General features: G+C 72.2%; 14 protein-coding genes. 10 read left to right on the top strand and 4 right to left on the bottom strand.

Annotated elements, in window-relative coordinates; translation table 11 throughout:
• Positions 1-648: 648 nt before the first annotated feature.
• The 3 genes from ABZT47_RS10820 (at position 649) to ABZT47_RS10830 (ending at position 3573) form a co-directional block, all read left to right on the top strand.
• Positions 649-1044, top strand: coding sequence for a hypothetical protein (locus tag ABZT47_RS10820; protein WP_354838777.1), 396 nt, complete (start codon positions 649-651; stop codon positions 1042-1044).
• A 397-nt stretch (positions 1045-1441) separates the two neighbouring features.
• Positions 1442-1828: a hypothetical protein gene (locus ABZT47_RS10825; protein WP_354838780.1), complete on the top strand. Its 387-nt coding sequence runs from the start codon at positions 1442-1444 to the stop codon at positions 1826-1828.
• A 278-nt stretch (positions 1829-2106) separates the two neighbouring features.
• Positions 2107-3573: a S1 family peptidase gene (locus tag ABZT47_RS10830; RefSeq protein WP_354838783.1), complete on the top strand. Its 1467-nt coding sequence runs from the start codon at positions 2107-2109 to the stop codon at positions 3571-3573.
• A 163-nt stretch (positions 3574-3736) separates the two neighbouring features.
• On the opposite strand, the gene ligD is transcribed toward ABZT47_RS10830, so the two are convergent.
• Positions 3737-4702, bottom strand: coding sequence for a non-homologous end-joining DNA ligase (gene ligD, locus ABZT47_RS10835; RefSeq protein WP_354838786.1), 966 nt, complete (start codon positions 4700-4702; stop codon positions 3737-3739).
• Positions 4703-4815: 113 nt separating this feature from the next.
• Between ligD and ABZT47_RS10840 the strand changes: the two genes are divergently transcribed.
• The 3 genes from ABZT47_RS10840 to ABZT47_RS10850 all read left to right on the top strand — a co-directional run bounded on the left by ABZT47_RS10840 (position 4816) and on the right by ABZT47_RS10850 (position 9972).
• Positions 4816-5739 (top strand): LLM class F420-dependent oxidoreductase, encoded by a 924-nt coding sequence (locus ABZT47_RS10840; RefSeq protein WP_354838789.1) that lies wholly within the window; start codon positions 4816-4818, stop codon positions 5737-5739.
• A gap of 77 nt (positions 5740-5816) precedes the next feature.
• Entirely contained in the window at positions 5817-7466 is a 1650-nt protein-coding gene (locus ABZT47_RS10845; RefSeq protein WP_354838793.1) for a 3' terminal RNA ribose 2'-O-methyltransferase Hen1, read from the top strand.
• Positions 7459-9972 (top strand): polynucleotide kinase-phosphatase, encoded by a 2514-nt coding sequence (locus tag ABZT47_RS10850; RefSeq protein WP_354838795.1) that lies wholly within the window; start codon positions 7459-7461, stop codon positions 9970-9972. Before ABZT47_RS10845 ends, ABZT47_RS10850 begins: the two co-directional genes overlap by 8 nt.
• 29 nt (positions 9973-10001) lie before the next feature.
• Here the strand turns inward: ABZT47_RS10850 and ABZT47_RS10855 are convergent, their stop codons facing one another.
• From ABZT47_RS10855 to ABZT47_RS10865, 3 genes are all read right to left on the bottom strand, one after another.
• Positions 10002-10649: a DUF6879 family protein gene (locus tag ABZT47_RS10855; protein WP_354838798.1), complete on the bottom strand. Its 648-nt coding sequence runs from the start codon at positions 10647-10649 to the stop codon at positions 10002-10004.
• A gap of 264 nt (positions 10650-10913) precedes the next feature.
• Positions 10914-11540, bottom strand: coding sequence for a DUF1707 domain-containing protein (locus ABZT47_RS10860; RefSeq protein WP_354838801.1), 627 nt, complete (start codon positions 11538-11540; stop codon positions 10914-10916).
• 6 nt (positions 11541-11546) lie between these two features.
• Positions 11547-12299, bottom strand: coding sequence for a PadR family transcriptional regulator (locus ABZT47_RS10865; protein WP_354838804.1), 753 nt, complete (start codon positions 12297-12299; stop codon positions 11547-11549).
• Positions 12300-12732: 433 nt separating this feature from the next.
• Between ABZT47_RS10865 and ABZT47_RS10870 the strand changes: the two genes are divergently transcribed.
• The 4 genes from ABZT47_RS10870 to ABZT47_RS10885 all read left to right on the top strand — a co-directional run bounded on the left by ABZT47_RS10870 (position 12733) and on the right by ABZT47_RS10885 (position 18747).
• Positions 12733-13467: a metal-dependent hydrolase gene (locus ABZT47_RS10870; protein WP_354838807.1), complete on the top strand. Its 735-nt coding sequence runs from the start codon at positions 12733-12735 to the stop codon at positions 13465-13467.
• 280 nt (positions 13468-13747) lie between these two features.
• The gene (locus ABZT47_RS10875) at positions 13748-16534 is read left to right on the top strand and encodes an aconitate hydratase (RefSeq protein ID WP_354838810.1); all 2787 of its coding nucleotides are present in this window, start codon (positions 13748-13750) and stop codon (positions 16532-16534) included.
• A gap of 204 nt (positions 16535-16738) precedes the next feature.
• Complete coding sequence (locus ABZT47_RS10880) at positions 16739-17938, top strand: cytochrome P450 (protein WP_354838812.1); 1200 nt, start codon at positions 16739-16741, stop codon at positions 17936-17938.
• A gap of 83 nt (positions 17939-18021) precedes the next feature.
• Positions 18022-18747 carry a sulfite exporter TauE/SafE family protein gene (locus ABZT47_RS10885; RefSeq protein ID WP_354838815.1) on the top strand — a complete coding sequence of 242 codons (726 nt, stop codon included), beginning with the start codon at positions 18022-18024 and terminating at the stop codon, positions 18745-18747.
• Positions 18748-18937: the final 190 nt, after the last annotated feature.

An 18937-nucleotide genomic window follows, 5' to 3' on the forward strand; every position in this document is an offset into this window, starting at 1 on the left:
ACGATTTGTTTTGTTGTGTTCTTTTTTCTACTCGTGTGGAACACCCAACCTCGCCCCCGGCCCCCCTGGGGGGGCCCCCGGCCCCCCCCCACACCTCTTTCGTGCGTGCGAGGAGTTCCGGCTGTCGAGCAGCGGCCCCGACGGTCTCGCCCGCCGGGCCGTGGACGTCCGACGCACCTTCTCTGAGCCGTGGACGTCGGGCGTGCCCCTCCCCGGGCCGTGGACGTCCGGCCTGCCCTCATCGGGCCCTGGAGGCCCGGCGTGCCTTCGGCGACGGGCGTCGCTGGTACTCCGATGCGAGCCGGGTCGCTGCTCCCGGCCTCCTGTGCCCCCCGCGACACCGCGGACGTCGCGGGCGCCCGGCCCGTGCCCCCACCGCTCCAACTCGGCCTGGGCCATGCTCGCCACCGGTCCGGAACACCTGCGTGCAGCCAGTGCGGCGTGACCGTCCGCCTTCGCCGGGTGGCCGCCCTTCCCCGGCTCCGACCGGGATGCGGCGGGCCGCACCGGCTCCGGGCCGGCTGTCCGCGAACGTCCACCGGTCGGTCGCCGTAGCCGGCGCCGGCATGGCCGTACGACGACCCGCCGACCCGGCGCCGATCACCTCCAGCACACACCGGGGTGGAAGGCCGCACCTGGTGAACGCATGTGGTCACCGAACCGGCCGCCCAACAGCCGCCCGAAGGCGAGCCACTGCCGATGAAGACGGTGACGGCGGCGACAGTTACGGTGACCGCGGTGGCGGCGACAGTGGCGACAGCGGTGGCGACAGCGGTGGCGACAGCGGTGGCGACAGCGGCGGTGACGGCGGTGACGGCGGCGGCGACAGCGGCGGTGACGGCGGCGGTGACGGCGGTGGCGGCGGCGACAGTGGCGGCGGCGGTGGCGGTGGCGGCGGTGATGATCGGGGGCCTTGGCCCTTGCTTTTCGCCTTTCTCCCGATCCGTGGTCGCGGACGATCCTGAGGGCTCACGGAGGATCAGTCGACTGCGGATCGCGATTTATGGCATATCTGGCGTCGGTGCATTCCGGGGGTCGCCGTGAAAGACCGGATTTCCTCTCGGCCGGCCGGAGTGAGAATGTTATGTCGTGATCTGTCGCGCTACCGGTGAATTGGGATAGACGCGTCCGCCGGATGCGGAGGCATTCGGCGCGAGGGTCCGAGCCGAGGGTATGCGACCTCGTGATCATGGCCATGACCTGTGGTTCTGTGGAAATGCCCGGTGGAAGCCACGTGGATCCCCCTGGCAAGGCGTTGCGTTGAGCGAAGGCGCTATTGGTCGCGGCGCCTCTAACTTTACCGTCATCTGACTCTCTCGCACCCTTATGGCTGATCGGGCGTTGGGTACTCTCTGAGCGGTCACATTCGGTAATCGCCGTTCAACGCAGTCCGCGTACGGACGGGCTGTTGCGGCGATTTACTAATAGGGAGAATTCAAGAATGATTCGCCGCCTTCTGGTCACCACGGCATGCGTCGGTATGGCCGTCATCGCCCCGGCCGCCGCCGCCTCCGCCGACGCGGTGCACGCGAAGAGCGCCAAGACCTCCGCTCGGGCCAACTGCTGCCCCTGTGGCGTGGGCGTCGTCCCGACGGTGGTCCCGACGGTCGTCGGCTCCGCCTGCCCGGGCGGCTACTACGGCGCCGGCGTCGGCTACGGCGTCGGCTACGGGGCCGGCTACGGCTACGGCGCCGGTTACGGGGCCGGCTACGGCTACGGCGCCGGCTACGGGTCCGGCGGCGGCTACGGCGTCGGCGTCGGCTACGGCAGCGGCGGCGGCCGCGGCCTGGGCCTGGGCCTCGGCCTGGGGCTGGGTCTCGGCCTCTGACCTGCCTAGCAGGAAGACAGGCGGCGCTTTCACGAGTCGTACTCGTGGAAGCGCCGCCTTCACTTTTGTGCGGATGCGGTCCGGTACGTCGATCGTCTCAGCGATCGCTTCCTGCGTGGCGCGCGGCTTTTCAGCCCTGATCGCCATGAGCTGCCTTAAGGTGGCGTAGCGCGCATCCGGTGATCTTCGAGCGGTGCGCGGCGATCTCCCCCTGCTCTGGCGGTCGAGGTCGAGGAGAGATCATGTCGTGCGGACGCACAGCCCTCATGGGGTGCGCTTTGACGGTCAGCGCGCTTGTCGTGGCGGCCACTCCGGCCGTCGCCCAGCCCCGGACGGCCGGCGTCGCGGTCACCGCGGGCGCCCACAGACCGCTGCCGGGCATGATCGAGGCACTTCAGCGCGACCTTAATCTCACCGCCGCGCAGGCTGAGGCCCGCATGCTCAACGAGATCCGCCTGACACCGATCGCGGCCCGGCTCGCCCGCGGACTCGGTGACCGTTACGGCGGGTCCTGGCTCACGGGGGCCACCGCCCAGACGCTCATGGTCGCCACCACCAGCTCCGCCGACATCCCCCAGATCCTCGCGGCCGGCGCGCGGCCGCAGGTGGTCAGCGGGTCGTTGGCCCACCTCGACATGATCAAGGACAAGCTCGACGCCGCACTGCCCGCCCATCCCGCCACCGTGGGCGGGGTGCGCTTCGTCGACGTGCGCACCAACAGCGTCACGGTCCTGTCCGAGGAGCCCGGCAAGACCCATGACGTCATCAGGAGCATCGGACTGGACGGATCGGCGGTGCGGGTCGTGGCGTCGGCTGAGCGGCCCCGGCCCCTCTACGACCTGACGGGCGGTGACGCCTACTACATCGGGACGACGACCCGCTGCTCGATCGGCTTCCCGGTCGTGCGCGGCACCCAGAAGGGGTTCGTCAGCGCCGGTCACTGCGGCAGGTTGGGCCAGGCGACCTTCGGCTTCAACCGGGTCGCCCAGGGCACCTTCCAGGCGTCGGTCTTCCCCGTCAGCGACTTCTCCTGGGTCGGCGTCAACGGCAACTGGACGCCCAGGCCCTCGGTGAACAACGGCAGCGGCGGCGTGGTCAACGTCGCGGGGGCCAGGGAGGCGATCGAGGGCGCCTCGGTGTGCCGGTCCGGATCCACCTCCGGCTGGCACTGCGGCATCGTGCAGCAGCGCAACGCCAGTGTCACCTACTCCCAGGGCACCGTCTACGAGCTCACCCGGACCAGCGTCTGCGCCGAGCCCGGTGACTCCGGCGGCCCCTTCGTCTCCATCGACCAGGCGCAGGGAGTCACCTCCGGCGGGACGGGCGACTGCACGTCCGGTGGGATCACCTACTTCCAGCCGGTCAACGAGATCCTGTCGACCTATGGCCTGAGCCTGGTGACCACCGCCGGCAACCCGCCGCCGAGCACGGGCGCCTGCACCGGCTTTCCGCACACCGTCACCGGCTCCCTGACCGGCGGCCGGTACGCCTACCAGCCGGACGACCTCTACTACCACTCGGCCGTGAGCGGGGTGCACTCGGCCTGCCTGGACGGTCCCGAGGGCGCCGACTTCGATCTCCACCTGCAGAAGTGGAACGGCCGGAGCTGGGTCACCGTCGCCTCGGCGGCGGGACCGAACCCCGACGAGAGGATCGGCTACACCGGCACGGCGGGCTACTACCGCTACCGGGTGGACGCCGCCAGCGGGTCCGGCTCCTACTCGCTGGCTTACCGGGCCCCGTAGCGGCCCATGTGCATGGATCCCAGGCGCAAGACCGCCGGCGGGACCGAGGCGACCCCCGTCGTCATGGCCCGTCGTCATGCCTCGGCGACGGGCCGATGCCGGGGATCGACGGGCCGGGAGGCCGAGCGTTCGTGACCCGCGGTTCACCCGACCGCCGCGAGGGTCAGCTCGCCAGTTGGGGAGGCTCTCCTTCGCGGGTGACCTCGGTGGGGTGCTTGTCGTCGCGCAGGCCGCGCCAGGACGGGTGGCGCAGCCGCCGGTCGTGGGTCCACTCGGCGTACTGGACCTCGCCGACCAGCACCGGGTCCACCCAGTGGGCGCCTCGGGCCTGCTCTCGGGGCACCAGGTCGTCGAAGGGGCAGGCCGGTCGTCCGAGCGGGCCGAGCACCTCGCCCAGCTCGCGCAGCGTCTCCTCGGTGAACCCTGTGCCGACGTTGCCGGCGTACACCAGCCGTCCGGCCTCGTAGACGCCGACCAGCAGTGAGCCCATCGTCGCCGACCGGCGGCCACGCCCGGTCGTCCAGCCGCCGATCACCACCTCCTGCGCGCGGAAGTTCTTGACCTTGGTCCACTCGGGTGACCTGCGGCCGGGCCGGTAGGGCGACTGTAGTCGCTTGGCGACGACGCCCTCCATGCCGAGCTGCCGGCTCAGCCGCATGGCGTGCGCGCCGTCGTCGTGGAACCAGGCGGGCACCTGCCAGCGCGCGCCCGCGGTCACCACGTCCTCCAGCAGTTCCCGGCGCTGGACGTAGGGCAGGTTGATCGCCGGCTCGGCGTCCAGGTGCAGGATGTCGAAGAGCATGAACGTCACCGGGATCGTCTGGGCCAGCTTGCGCACCCGTTCCTCGCGGCGCTGGTGCATGCGCGGCTGCAGCGCCGAGAAGCTGGGGCGACCGGCGTCGTCGAAGGCGACGATCTCCCCGTCGAGCACGACGTCGTGGCCGCCGACCGCGCCGGCCAGCGCGTACAGCTCGGGGTAGGCCACGGTGACCTCCTTGCCGTTGCGCGAGATGAGCCGGAGTGCGGAGTTCTCGATGTAGGCGAGGGCGCGCACGCCGTCCCACTTCATCTCATGGCCCCAGCTCGCGTCGTCGCCCGGCGGCGGCAGCGTGCCTAGCTGGGCGAGCATCGGAGTATAGGTAGGAAGTCCCCCCATGGGCGTTTTCTTACCCTGATGCGGGGGCTGTCCGAACCCCTATCCCACCCCGGAGATTCATCGGGTGACATCGGGATAATGGGCGTATGAGATTAAGGATCTTCACGGAGCCGCAGCAGGGTGCCGGCTACGAGGACCAGCTCCGCGTGGCGCAGGCCGCCGAGCGGCTCGGATATGACGCCTTCTTCCGCTCCGACCACTACCTGCGCATGGGGGACGGCGACGCCTCTCCCGGCCCCACCGACTCCTGGGTGACGCTGGCGGCGCTGGCCCGCGAGACCACGACGATCCGCCTCGGCACGCTGGTCACCGCGGCGACCTTCCGCCTTCCCGGGCCGCTCGCGATCAGCGTCGCGCAGGTGGACCAGATGAGCGGCGGCCGGGTCGAGTTCGGCTTCGGCACGGGCTGGTTCGACGCCGAGCACAAGGCGTACGGCATCCCCTTCCCGCCGCTCGGCGAGCGGTTCGCCCGGTTCGAGGAGCAGCTGGAGATCATCACGGGGCTGTGGACCACCAAGCCGGGTGACACCTTCTCCTTCGAGGGCGCCTACTACCGGGTCGCCGACTCGCCCGCGCTGCCCAAGCCCGCGCAGAGCCCCCGCCCGCCGGTGATCATCGGCGGCACCGGCGCGAAGCGCACGCCCCGGCTGGCCGCCCGCTTCGCCGACGAGTACAACGTGCCGTTCCACGGGCTGGGGGACACCGCGGCGGCCTACGACCGCGTGCGGGAGGCGTGCTCGGCGGCCGGACGCGAGCCGATCGTCCTGTCGGCCGCCCAGGTGCTGTGCGTGGGCGCCGACGAGGCCGAGCTCGCCCGAAGGGCGGCGGCGATCGGCCGGGAGGTCGGCGAGCTGCGGCAGAACGGCCTGGCCGGCACCCCGCAGGAGGTCCTGGACAAGATCGCGACGTTCGCCGAGGCCGGCTGCGAGCGCCTGTACCTGCAGGTCCTCGACCTGTCCGACCTCGACCACCTCGAACTGGTCGCCGCCGACATCATGCCCCACGTCTGAGCCCGCTGACCCGCCTCGGGGCGGGCGCACCCGAAATCGGTGGCCGGTGGGGCGCGAATGGGGGAAGATCGGGCAGCGTGCTGCTGACCATCTCGACGACCACGCGGCCGGCCACCGATCTCGGCTTCCTGCTCCACAAGCACCCCGGCCGGGTGCAGGAGTTCGGCCAGTCGTTCGGCGTGGCCCGCGTCTTCTATCCCGAGGCCGCCGAGGAGCGCTGCACGGCCGCGCTGCTGCTCGAGGTGGACGCCGTGCGCCTGGTTCGCTCGCGCGGCCACTCCTCGCCCGACTTCAGCCTGGGCCAGTACGTCAACGACCGCCCGTACGCGGCGTCCTCGATGCTCGCGGTGGCGCTCGCCGACGTCTTCCGCACCGCGCGCGCCGGCCACTGCGCGTCCCGTCCAGAGCTGGCCGCCGGGCCGATCGACCTGGAGGTCGTCGTGCCCGCGCTGCCCTGCCGGGGTGGGGCGGAGGTGGCGCACCGGTTGTTCGAGCCGCTCGGCTGGCAGGTGGAGGCGCGGCCGGTCCCGCTCGACGAGGGCTTCCCCGAGTGGGGCGACTCGCGGTACGTGCGGCTCACGCTGCGCGGGGCGGTCCGGCTGGCCGACGCGCTGAACCATCTGTACGTCCTGCTCCCGGTCCTCGACGACGCCAAGCACTACTGGATGGCCTCCGATGAGGTGGACAAGCTGATCCGCGCGGGGGAGGGGTGGCTGGCCGCGCACCCGGAGCGCGCGTGGATCACCCGCCGCTACCTGGGCCGCCGGACCGGGCTGACCCGCGCAGCGTTCGCGCGCCTGGCCGAGCTGGGAGACGACGTCGAGGAGGACCTGGAGCCACCCGTCGAAGAGGAGCCGGCCGCCGAGACCGCGTCCCTGGACGTCGCTGACGCACCGGGCGCCGGGACGCCGGTCAGCGCCGCACCGGTCAGCGCCGCACCGGTCAGCGCCGCACCGGTCAGCGCCGCACCGGTCGTCGACGCACCGGTCGCCGACGTGCAGGTCGCCGACGTGCCGACCGGTGACGGGCAGGCCGGTGACGGGCAGGCCGCGGACGTGCCGGTTGTCGACGCCTCGCTCGCCCAAGCACCGGCCGCAGAGGCGCCGCCGCCGGCGGTGGGCGGGGCGGCGCGGCCGTTGAACCTGGTGCGGCGGGACGCGGTGGTCCGGGCGCTGGCCGAGGCGGGGGCGCGCAGCGTCATCGACCTCGGCTGCGGCTCCGGGCAACTGCTCGCCGAGCTGCTGGCCAGGCCCGAGATCACCCGGGTCACCGGCGTCGACGTGTCGGCGCGGGCGCTCGCCCTGGCCGCCCGCCGGCTCAGGCTCGACCGGATGCCCGAGACGCGCAGAGGACGGCTGGAGCTGTTCCAAGGCGCCCTGACCTACACCGACGCGCGGTTCGCCGGGTACGACGCGGCCGTGCTGATGGAGGTCGTCGAGCACGTGGACCCGCCGCGGCTGCCCGCGCTGGAGCGGGTCGTCTTCGGCGAGGCCAGGCCCGGCGTGGTGGTGGTCACCACGCCCAACAGCGAGTACAACGTGCGCTACGAGTTCCTGACCGGCATGCGGCACCCCGACCACCGCTTCGAGTGGACCCGCGCGGAGTTCTCCGCCTGGGCCGAGGCCGTGGCCCGGGAGCACGGCTACCAGGTGGCGTACCGGCCGGTCGGCGAACCGGACCCCGAGGTGGGCCCGCCGACGCAGATGGGGGTGTTCAGCCGTGGTTGAGATCAGCGTCCCGGCGCTGTCGCTGGTCGTGCTGGTGGGGGTGTCGGGCAGCGGCAAGTCGACCTTCGCCCGCAAGCACTTCCCGCCCACGCAGGTCATCTCCTCGGACTTCTGCCGGGGCCTGGTCGCCGACGACGAGAACGACCAGGCGGCGACCCCGGACGCCTTCGATGTGCTGCACTACATCGTCGGCACCCGCCTGCGGCGCGGGCTGCTCACCGTCGTGGACGCCACCAACGTCCAGTGGGAGGCGCGCAAACGGCTGGTCGAGCTCGCCAGAAGCCACGACGTGCTGGTGGACGCGATCGTGCTCGACGTGCCCGAGGAAGTCGCGGTGGCCAGGAACGCCCTGCGCCCGGACCGCGACTTCGGCGCGCACGTGATCACCCGTCAGCGCAAGGACCTGCGCCGCTCGCTGTCCAAGATCTCAAGGGACGGGTTCCGGCGGGTGCACGTGCTGCGCGGCGAGGACATCGACGCCGCGACGGTCGTCCGCGAGAAGGCGTGGACCGACCGCCGCGAGCTCACCGGCCCGTTCGACCTGGTCGGCGACGTGCACGGCTGCCGCGCCGAGCTGGAGGACCTGCTCACGGAGCTGGGGTGGGAGCTGCGCCGCGACGAGGCCGGGCGGCCGGTGGGCGCGGCCCACCCGCAGGGCAGGACGGCCGTGTTCGTGGGCGACCTGGTCGACCGGGGCCCGGACTCGCCCGGCGTGCTGCGGCTGGTCATGGGCATGGTCGCGGCCGGCACGGCGCTGTGCGTGTCGGGCAACCACGAGAACAAGCTGGTGCGGGCGCTGAACGGCCGCAAGGTCACGGTGTCGCACGGTCTGGAGCGCTCGCTGGAGCAGCTCGCCGCCGAGCCGGAGGAGTTCCGCGAGGCGGCGCGGGCGTTCATGGACGGGCTGATCAGCCACTACCAGCTCGACGGCGGCCGGCTCGTCGTGGCGCACGCGGGCCTGAAGGAGGCCTACCACGGCCGCGCCTCCGGGCGGGTGCGCTCCTTCGCGCTGTACGGCGACACGACCGGCGAGACCGACGAGTACGGGCTGCCGGTGCGCTACCCGTGGGCGAAGGACTACCGGGGCCGGGCCATGGTCGTCTACGGCCACACCCCGATCCCCGACTCCGAGTGGGTCAACAACACCATCTGCCTGGACACCGGCTGCGTGTTCGGCGGCAGGCTCACCGCGCTGCGCTACCCCGAGCGCGAGCTGGTCGCCGTCCCGGCCCGGCAGGTCTGGTACGAGCCGGTCCGCCCGCTCCAGGCGGGGACGCGGCGCGACCCCGGCGTGCTGGACATCGGCGACGTCCAGGGCACCCGGTACGTCGAGACCCGCGCCGGGGGCAAGGTGAAGATCCGCGAGGAGAACGCCGCCGCCGCGCTGGAGATCATGAGCAGGTTCGCGGTGGACCCGCGCTGGCTGGTCTACCTGCCCCCGACCATGGCCCCGGCCGCCACCTCGCCGCTGGAGGGCCACCTGGAGCACCCGGCCGAGGCTTTCGAGGAGTTCCACCAGGCCGGGGTGGCCGAAGTCGTGTGCGAGGAGAAGCACATGGGCTCGCGCGCCATCGCCGTCCTGGCGCGCACGCCCGAGGCCGCCGCCGCCCGGTTCGGAGTCGGCGACGGGACGCGCGGCATGGTGCACACGCGCACCGGGCGCCCGTTCTTCGACGACCCGGCGCTCATGGCCGGCCTGGTGGACGGCCTGCGGGCGGCGGTGTCGGCGGCGGGCCTGTGGGAGGAGCTGCGCACCGACTGGATCGTGCTCGACGGCGAGCTGCTGCCCTGGTCGGCCAAGGCGGGCGGGCTGATCCGCGAGCAGTACGCGTCGGTGGGGGCCGCGGCGCGCGCCGCGCTGCCCGAGGCGGTCGCCGTGCTCGCCGCGGCGGCGGGGCGGGGGCTGGACGTGGGCGACCTGCTGCACCGCACCCGGGCGCGCGCGGACAACGCGGCGCGGTTCAGGGACGCCTACGCGCGGTACTGCCGGCCGGTGTCCGGCCTGTCAGGGGTGAGCTTCGCCCCGTTCCAGATCCTCGCGGTGGAGGGGCGGGCGACGGCGGCGGAGGAGCCGCACGCCTGGCACCTGGACGCGCTCGGGCGCCTGTCCGGCGACCTCATCACCCCGACCAGGCACGTCGTGGTCTCGACGGGCTCGGCGGAGTCCCGGGAGGCGGCCACCGCGTGGTGGGAGTCGCTGACCGGCGACGGCGGCGAGGGCATGGTGGTCAAGCCCGCCCATCCGGCGGCCGGCCGCGTGCAGCCGGGCGTCAAGGTGCGGGGGCGGGAGTACCTGCGCATCATCTACGGGCCCGACTACACCGGCGGCCTGGACCGGCTGCGCGGGCGTTTCCTGGGCAAGAAGCGGTCGCTGGCGCTGCGCGAGCACGCGCTGGGCATGGAGGCGCTGGCGCGGCTGGCCGGCGGCGAGCCGCTCTGGCGGGTGCACGAGGCGGTCTTCGCCGTCCTCGCCCTGGAGTCCGAGCCGGTCGACCCCCGGCTCTGACCCTCTCCCATCCCGCCCGGGTGGGGCGCTCAGGCGGACCGGAGGGGGCGCTGGCGCGGGGCCGGCAGGGGCAGGACCTCGCGGCGGAAGTACGCGCCGAGGTCCTCGCCCCGCTCGTACAGCGCCACCACGGCGGCCAGGCACGGCTCGACGGCGTCGGGGTCGGTGACGCGGCGGCCGCCCAGGTGGGCGCCCGAGCCGTCGTACAGCACCTCGTACATCAGCCCCGACTCGAACACCAGCAGCTCGGGCAGCGGGCCGGACCGCTCCAGGGCGCGGACGGCCGAAGCGGGGACCACGCGGGCCTGCTCGCCGGCCTCGGCGCGGGCGGCGAGCACGTGCAGCTCCCACTGCATGTAGGGGGTGAGCGGCGCGTCGACGACGCGGACCCTGCGGAACTCGGCGTATCCGGCGTAGTCGGCGGTCAGGGAGCCGCGCAGGTCGTCGATCAGCAGGAGGGAACGGTCCCAATCGCCGGCGGCCATCGCCTCCCAGCTCGGCTCGTAGGGCTCGTGGAAGTGCTGGGCCCGCTCGAGCTTCCACACCACGCCTTCGGCGCTCTCGTACGCCCGGCGGAACTCCGGGCCGTACACCTCCGGGGGGAGGACCACCGCGTCGACGTCGCGCACCCTCTGGAACACACGGTGATCAAGCTGATCGTCCGTGATCGGGCCCATGGGCTACTCCTCGTCGTCGGGGGCCGGGCCCGTGGCGGTTCCACTAGGCCGGTGGCGCGCTGATCGCGGGCAACGTGCGCCACCATGCCCGGGTGCGCGCGAGCCGAAACCCGGGAATGACGACGGTCGGGAAGACAGGCCGATCATGAAACGGCTGACTGGAGGCGTCAAGACCCAATTAGCGCCGGCGGTTCCCGGCCGGTCCGCGAGACCGGCCGGGAGGACCCCGCGGCAGGGCGTCAGAGGGGCGCCGGCCGGGCCGGCTCAGAGGCGGCGGCCGAGGCGCCCGCGGTGGTGACGGTGGTGGCGGTGGTGGGCCAGCCCCAGCACGGCCATGACGATCCAGACCAGGAACAGCACCTTCAGCACCCCGAAGATGGGCGCCAGGGAGCCTGAGACCGCCGCGGCGATCAGGATGACCGCGAGGATCATGAGCGGGACCGCCGGCGCGCCGTGCCGGCGACGCCCCCGGCGGGCCAGGTGCTCGCGGCGGACGGCGGCCATGTGCCCGGCCCACACCGCCGGCCCGTCCTGCGGCGACGGCCAGCCGCTCGCAGGCCACCCGGGCCCGCCGTCCCACGACCCCGGACGCGGCCGGGGACCCGCCCACGGGCCGCGAGGACCCGCCCACGGACCGCCGGGACCGGCCCACGGGCCGCGGGGGCCGTCCATCGCGGGATGATCGCCCTCGGCCGCGGCGCGCCGCGCGGGGAAGGGCAGGTCGGCCGTCACCCGCCGCAGCTCACCCGCGGTGCGGGCGGCGAGCGCCGTGTCGAGCCGCTCGTCGAGCTCTTCGTGGGTGAGCCGGCCCTGCGCGAAGTGCTCGCGCAGGGCGGCCATCACCTCGTCGCGCTCCGCGTCGCCGATGCGCAGATCGTCCCGCGATGTCATCGAGGCTCACTCCTCCGGGGTGTCGCCGTCGGCCAGGATCTGGTACAGCTTGCGCCGGGTGTCGGCGAGGATCTTCTTGGCCTGGCCGACCTGGGCGTCACTCCCAGTCTGCGCGATCTGGAAGAGCGCCGCGGCGGCCTGGCGGCTCAGGTCGAACAATTCGTAGACGCCCTCCTCCATGTTCGGCGTCATGTCCTCCCAGGGTGCCCGCAGCTCATCGGCGTGCTGGGCCACGTAGTCGCGGCCCGCGTCGGTGAGCTGGAAGGTCTTGCGCCCCTCGGTCTCGTCGGCGCGCACGAGGCCCTCGTCGGCGAGCTGCTGGAGCGCCGGGTACACCGCGCCGGGGCTGGGCTTCCAGCCCCCCTCGCTGCGCTCGGCGATCTCCTGGATGATCTGGTAGCCGTTGCGCGGCTCCTCGCCCAGCAGGGCGAGGATGGCGGCGCGGACGTCGCCGCGCTTGGCCTTGCGACCGCCTCTGCCGAACGGCGGCCGCCCGCCCCCGAAGCCCCCGAACGGGAAGCCCTGCCGGAACGGGCCGCCGCCGAAGTCCCACGGGCCGGGGCCCCTGCGGCCGCCCCGGCCCCCCCGCTGGCGGCGCTCGGACCCGGCCTCGTCGTCCTCGCCGGGCACGCCGTGGCGGTGCTGGTGGTGGTGATGCGCCTGGTGCAGGGCGGCCATGGCGCCCAGCAGGCCGAGTGTCATGGGCCGTCCGCCTCGGGGGGTTCCCCAGGGCGCGGCTCCCATCGCGAATCCCGTCATCGTTCTCTCCTCACATCGACGATCGACCGTCGACCGTTCTCGATGCTTCAAAGATATATCGTTAGCGTTCTCAGAACAACCCATCGAAACCAACTCGCACACTTCGCCGGTGAACAGGAGCGCCGACGGGGCCGGGGCTCGGAGAAATCAGTGACGCACATCACGCTCACCGGGGAACACATGCCGGGATGCGAGCGTTAACAGCATTCGGACGGGTCGTTCCGCTCTGAGAGGGCTGGGGGGTGCTCTTGGAGCGGAACGGCCCCGTCCTTCTTTTTTTCCACGGCCCTCGGGCGGTTCTCTCCGCGCTTCTCCGCGCTTCCCGGCGCGCGCCGGTCGCCGGGCGCGAGGCGACACGCCGCGCCCCCGGCGGGACACCTCCGCCGCTTGGTGAGGTTTTTGCCATAGGGTGCCCGATCGTGATCGACGCATGATGGGGCATACGCACGCACTCAGCGGGGCGGCGGCCTGGCTGCTGGTCGCGCCGGGTCTGGTGGCGCTGCCGGGCCTGACGGCGCTGTCCGGCCTCACCGGCGACCTGACGCCGGTGGTGGCCAACGCGCTGTCCCCGGCCGAGTTGGTCGCCGGCACGCTCGTCTGCGCGGGCGCGGCGATGCTCCCCGATCTCGACCACCCGCACGCGACGATCGCCCAGACCTTCGGCCCGGCCACCTGGGTCCTGAGCAAGGCGGTCAACTGGGCGAGCGGCGGGCACCGGCACGCCACCCACTCGCTGGCGTTCGCGATCGCCGCCGGCCTCGGCGCGCACCTGCTCGCCGACCACTATTCCATCGGCCGCGACGTCGTGGTCATCCTGATGATCGGCCTCGCGCTGCGGTCGATCGGCATCGGCATCCCCGGCAAGACGATCACCTCGGCGATGGTGAACATCGGCCTGACCGCCATCGCGTTCATCCTGCTTCACTCCGCCCACGTCGGGTACCTGTGGCTCGGCTTCGCGATCTCGATCGGCTGCCTGGCGCACGTGGTGGGCGACTGCCTGACCGAACGCGGGTGCCCGGTGCTGTGGCCGCTGCGGCACCGGTGGCTGCTGCCGTGGAAGATCGGCATCAAGACCGGGAGGGTGTTCGAGATCAAGATCCTCGGCCCGGTGCTGTCGGTGGTCGTGATCGGCCTGTTCGCGGCACGTCTCATGCCGTCCTTCTAGCGTCTCCCGCTCGCCTCGCCGCGGCCCGTCCCGCCGTCCCGCTGCCTCGCGTCCCGTCACCGGGTTCCTCGTCGCACTCCTCGCTACCCATGAGTAACTTGATGTCGAGATATAACACCCGATATCTTGATGTCGAGAGATCCGAGAGGCCGTGTTCGGTTAGGAGTACCTAACTGGCGGCGGCACTCCGCCGGTGCGGCAGGATCTATGGGGCGAACCAGGCACAGTCTGCGACCCATCATCAGTGGCGATGAGTGTGAAATGAGGGAGGCGAGTCTCCGTGTCCGCCAACAGCTTCGGCAGCCGTGACACACTCCGCGTCGGTGACGCGGCATACGAGATCTACCGGCTGGACGCCGTCGAGGGGTCGGCGCGCCTCCCGTACAGCTTGAAGATCCTTCTCGAGAACCTGCTGCGCACCGAGGACGGCGCCAACATCACCGCCGACCACATCCGGGCGCTCGGCGGGTGGGACCCCGCCGCGGCCCCCAGCGTGGAGATCCAGTTCACGCCCGCCCGCGTGATCATGCAGGACTTCACCGGCGTGCCCTGCGTCGTCGACCTGGCCACCATGCGCGAGGCCGTGCGCGACCTGGGCGGCGACCCGGCCAGGATCAACCCGCTGGCGCCGGCCGAGTTGGTCATCGACCACTCGGTCATCGTCGACTTCTTCGGCGGCCCCGACTCCTTCCGGCGCAACGTCGAGCGCGAGTACGAGCGCAACCGCGAGCGCTACCAGTTCCTGCGCTGGGGCCAGACGGCCTTCGACGAGTTCAAGGTCGTCCCGCCCGGCACCGGCATCGTGCACCAGGTCAACATCGAGCACCTGGCCCGCGTGGTCATGACCCGCGACGGCAAGGCCTACCCCGACACCTGCGTCGGCACCGACTCCCACACCACCATGGAGAACGGCGTCGGCGTGCTCGGCTGGGGCGTCGGCGGCATCGAGGCCGAGGCCGCCATGCTCGGCCAGCCGATCTCCATGCTGATCCCCCGGGTGGTGGGCTTCCGGCTCACCGGCGAGCTGCCCGCCGGGGCGACCGCCACCGACCTGGTGCTGCGCATCACCGAGATGCTCCGCGAGCACGGCGTCGTCGGCAAGTTCGTCGAGTTCTACGGCGAGGGCGTCGCGGCGGTGCCGCTGGCCAACCGCGCGACGATCGGCAACATGAGCCCCGAGTTCGGCTCCACCTGTGCGATCTTCCCGATCGACGACGAGACGGTGAAGTACCTCACGCTCACCGGCCGCGCCCCCGAGCAGGTCGCCCTGGTCGAGGCGTACGCCAAGGAGCAGGGTCTGTGGCACGACCCCGCGAGCGAGCCGGTCTTCTCCGAGTACATCGAGCTGGACCTGTCGACGGTCGTCCCGGCCATCGCCGGCCCCAAGCGCCCGCAGGACCGCATCGCGCTGACCGCCGCCAAGCAGACCTGGCGCCGTGACGTGCGCGTCTTCGTCCCCGACGCCGAGGGCGTGGACGAGGAGGGCAAGGAGTCCTTCCCGGCCTCCGACGCCCCCGCCTCCAACGCCCAGGCCGACGGGCACGACAAGGAGCAGGACAGGCCGCACGCCGCGGCGGCCGCCGAGGGCTCGGCCCGGCCGAGCAGCCCCGTCCCGGTCACCCTGGCCGACGGCGCCTCCTTCGAGCTGGACCACGGCGCCGTGGTGATCGCCGCCATCACCTCCTGCACCAACACCTCCAACCCGTACGTCATGATCGGCGCGGCCCTGCTCGCCAGGAACGCCGTGGACAAGGGCCTCACCCGCAAGCCCTGGGTGAAGACCTCCCTCGCGCCCGGCTCGCAGGTCGTCACCGGCTACTTCGAGCGGTCCGGCCTGACGCCCTACCTGGATAAGCTCGGGTTCAACCTGGTCGGCTACGGCTGCACCACCTGCATCGGCAACTCCGGCCCGCTGCCGGAGGAGATCTCGGCCGCCGTCCAGGAGGGCGACCTGGCCGTCGCCGCGGTGCTGTCGGGCAACCGCAACTTCGAGGGGCGCATCAACCCCGACGTCAAGATGAACTACCTGGCCTCGCCGCCGCTTGTCGTCGCCTACGCGCTGGCCGGCACGATGGACCTGGACCTGGACACCGAGCCGCTCGGCACCGGCACCGACGGCGAGCCGGTGTTCCTCAAGGACATCTGGCCCTCGGCCGAGGAGATCGCCGAGGTCGTCCACTCCTCCATCGGGGAGGACATGTTCCGGCGCGACTACGCCGACGTGTTCAAGGGCGACGACACCTGGCGGTCGCTGCCGATCCCCACCGGCGACACCTTCGAGTGGGACCCCGAGTCGACCTACGTCCGCAAGGCGCCCTACTTCGACGGCATGCCGAGCGAGCCGGAGCCGGTGACCGACATCGCCGGAGCCCGCGTGCTCGCGCTGCTCGGCGACTCGGTGACCACCGACCACATCTCCCCGGCCGGTTCGATCAAGGCCGACTCGCCCGCGGGGCTGTACCTGAAGGAGCACGGGGTCCAGCTCAAGGACTTCAACTCCTACGGCTCGCGCCGCGGCAACCACGAGGTGATGATCCGGGGCACCTTCGCCAACATCCGCCTGCGCAACCAGATCGCGCCCGGCACCGAGGGCGGCTTCACCCGCGACTTCACGCAGGAGGGCGGCCCGGTCTCGACGATCTACGACGCCTCCTCGAACTACCAGGCGGCGGGCGTCCCGCTGGTGGTGCTGGCGGGCAAGGAGTACGGCTCGGGGTCCTCGCGCGACTGGGCCGCCAAGGGCACGGCGCTGCTCGGCGTCCGCGCCGTGATCGCCGAGTCCTACGAGCGCATCCACCGCTCCAACCTGATCGGCATGGGCGTGCTGCCGCTGCAGTACCCCGAGGGCGAGAGCGCCGCCTCGCTCGGCCTCACCGGCGAGGAGACCTTCGACATCACCGGTGTCGAGGAGCTCAACGCGGGGACGACCCCGGCCACCGTCACGGTGAAGGCGGGGGACAAGGAGTTCCAGGCCGTCGTGCGCATCGACACCCCCGGCGAGGCGGAGTACTACCGCCACGGCGGCATCATGCAGTACGTCCTGCGCTCGCTGCTCGCCAAGAGCTGAGACCCCGAGCCGGGCCCGCGGGCCCGGCGGACGCGGGGCCCGTCGGGGCCCCGCCGACGGGACGTCGCGTCCCGTGCGGCCCGGCGGCACCTGGTGCCCCGGGCCGCACGGCGTCCTGTCGAATCTTTACTCCGCCCGATACCTCCCTTCATATAGCGGAATGTCCCCGCTTTGTAGGGTCTGGGAGAAAGGGAGGAGCGCATAATGACGCACGCGATGTCACGGCCGGTTACCCTTTCCCTCGAACGCCCGAACCCCTTCGACCCGCCCGGAGAGCTGGCCCGGTGGCGCGAGGAGGGCCCGATCCGGCCGATGCTGTACGCGGACGGGCACGTGGGATGGCTGGTCACCGGCTACGCCGCCGCGCGCGCCGTGCTCGCCGACTCGAGGTTCAGCACCGACCTGAAGGTTTTGCACCCGCCGGTCGGCGGGCGGCTCACCCAGGCGATGTTCGCCGACGTCCCCGGCTTCTTCCTGCACCAGGACCCGCCCGAGCACACCCGCGTCCGCGGGCTGCTCACCGGCCAGTTCACCCTGCGCCGGGCCAAGGAGATGGAACCGAGGATCGCCCAGATCGCCGAGGACCTGCTGGACGCGATGGAGAAGGCCGGCCCGCCGACCGACCTGGTGCGCGCGTTCGCCCTTCCGCTGCCCTCCCTGGTGATCTGCGAGCTGATCGGCGTGCCCGTCGAGGCGCAGGAGGACTTCCAGCGGCAGTCGGAGGTGATGCTCGATCTCGCCTCCACCCCGGAGATGGTCCGCCGGGCGAAGGACGAGTTGATGCGGTTCATGCTGGAGCTGGTGGACGGCAAACGGGCGCGGCCGGCGCAGGACCTGATCGGCAACCTGGTGGCGACCCGGCAGCTCACCAAGGAGGAGATCGCCGGCGTGGCGATGCTGCTGGTGATCGCCGGCCACGAGACGACCGCCAACATGCTGGCGCTCGGCACCTTCGCGCTCCTGCGCAACCCCGGGCAGCTCGCCGCGCTGCGCGAGGACCCCGGCCGCCGGGCCGGGGCCGCGGTGGAGGAGCTGATGCGCTACCTGAGCATCATCCACATCGGCCTGCTCCGCTCGGCCACCGAGGACGTCCTGGTCGAGGGCCACATGATCAGGGCGGGGGAGACGGTGACGGTGTCGGTCGCCGCCGCCGACCGCGACCCCGCGCAGTTCCCGGCCCCCGACGCCTTCGACGTCACCCGCCCGGCGACCGGGCACCTGGCCTTCGGGCACGGCGTCCACCAGTGCATCGGCCAGCAGCTCGCGCGCGCCGAGATGCGCGCCGGCTATCCCGCGCTGCTGCGGCGCTTCCCCGGCCTGCGCCTGGCCATCGAACCCGAGCAGGTCGCGACGCGGTCGGACATGGCGATCTACGGGGTGCACCGGCTCCCGGTCGCCTGGTGACCTCCGCAAGGCCCCGATCAGCGGTTGCGGGCGGCCGATAATCCGTTGCGGCGGGTGGGCGGCCTGCCTCTACTGTGCCACGCATGGGTGTCGAGGGCTTTTACGTGCTGGTCGCCGGCGTGGCGGTGTTCGTGGGCGCCATCGTGCAGGGAGGGGTGGGCTTCGGCCTCGGCCTGGTGGCCGCGCCGCTGATCACGGTGCTCGATCCGAGCGTGATGCCGGGGGCCGTCCAGATCGTCAACGTGACGCTGCCGCTGTTCACTCTGGCCGCCGAGTGGCGCAGGGTCGACTGGAGGGGCCTGGGGTTCGCGCTGCTCGGCCGGCTGCCGGGCAGCGCCCTCGGCGCGCTGGTCGTCGTGTACGTCAGCACCCGCGTTCTCGGCCTGTTCGTCGGCCTCATGGTGCTGGTCGCGGTGGCGGTCACCGCCTCGGCGGTCGCCGTCCCGCGCAACGGGGCCACGCTGGCCGGCGCGGGGTTCATCTCGGGGATCACCGGCACGGCGACCGGCATCGGCGGCCCGCCCATGGGCATCGTCTACCAGCACGCCAAGGGGCCGCAGATCCGGGCGACGCTCGCCCTGTACTTCTTTCTCTCAGCCGCGCAGTCGCTGGCCCTGCTCGCCGCCGTCGGCAAGCTGCCCGCCCGGTCGGCGCTGGCCGGGGCCGTGCTCATCCCGTTCATGGTCGCGGGCTTCGCCGTCTCCGGCCCGCTGCGGCGGTTCCTGGACGGCGGGCGGGTCAGGGCGGGAATCCTCGCGGTAGCCGCCATGTCAGCTCTTGTGTTGATCGGGCAGAGCCTGGGCAGTTAAGGGCGCGTTTCCCGATTGTTACCGGAGACAACAAATCTTGACCCTTCCAGGTCTGGTATCCGGCCCCGGGACGGAATACGTTGCCGCAAACAACATTCAAGGAAACGGCAAAATCCGCGACCCGGTGACAGCCGTGCCATCCCCGGTCAGAGCTCGGCCGGGCACCTCCCGAACAGACCCCCGTGCCACG

Origin of the sequence: Sphaerisporangium sp. NPDC005289 (genome assembly GCF_040607455.1) — a bacterium.
GTDB lineage: Bacteria > Actinomycetota > Actinomycetes > Streptosporangiales > Streptosporangiaceae > Sphaerisporangium > Sphaerisporangium rhizosphaerae.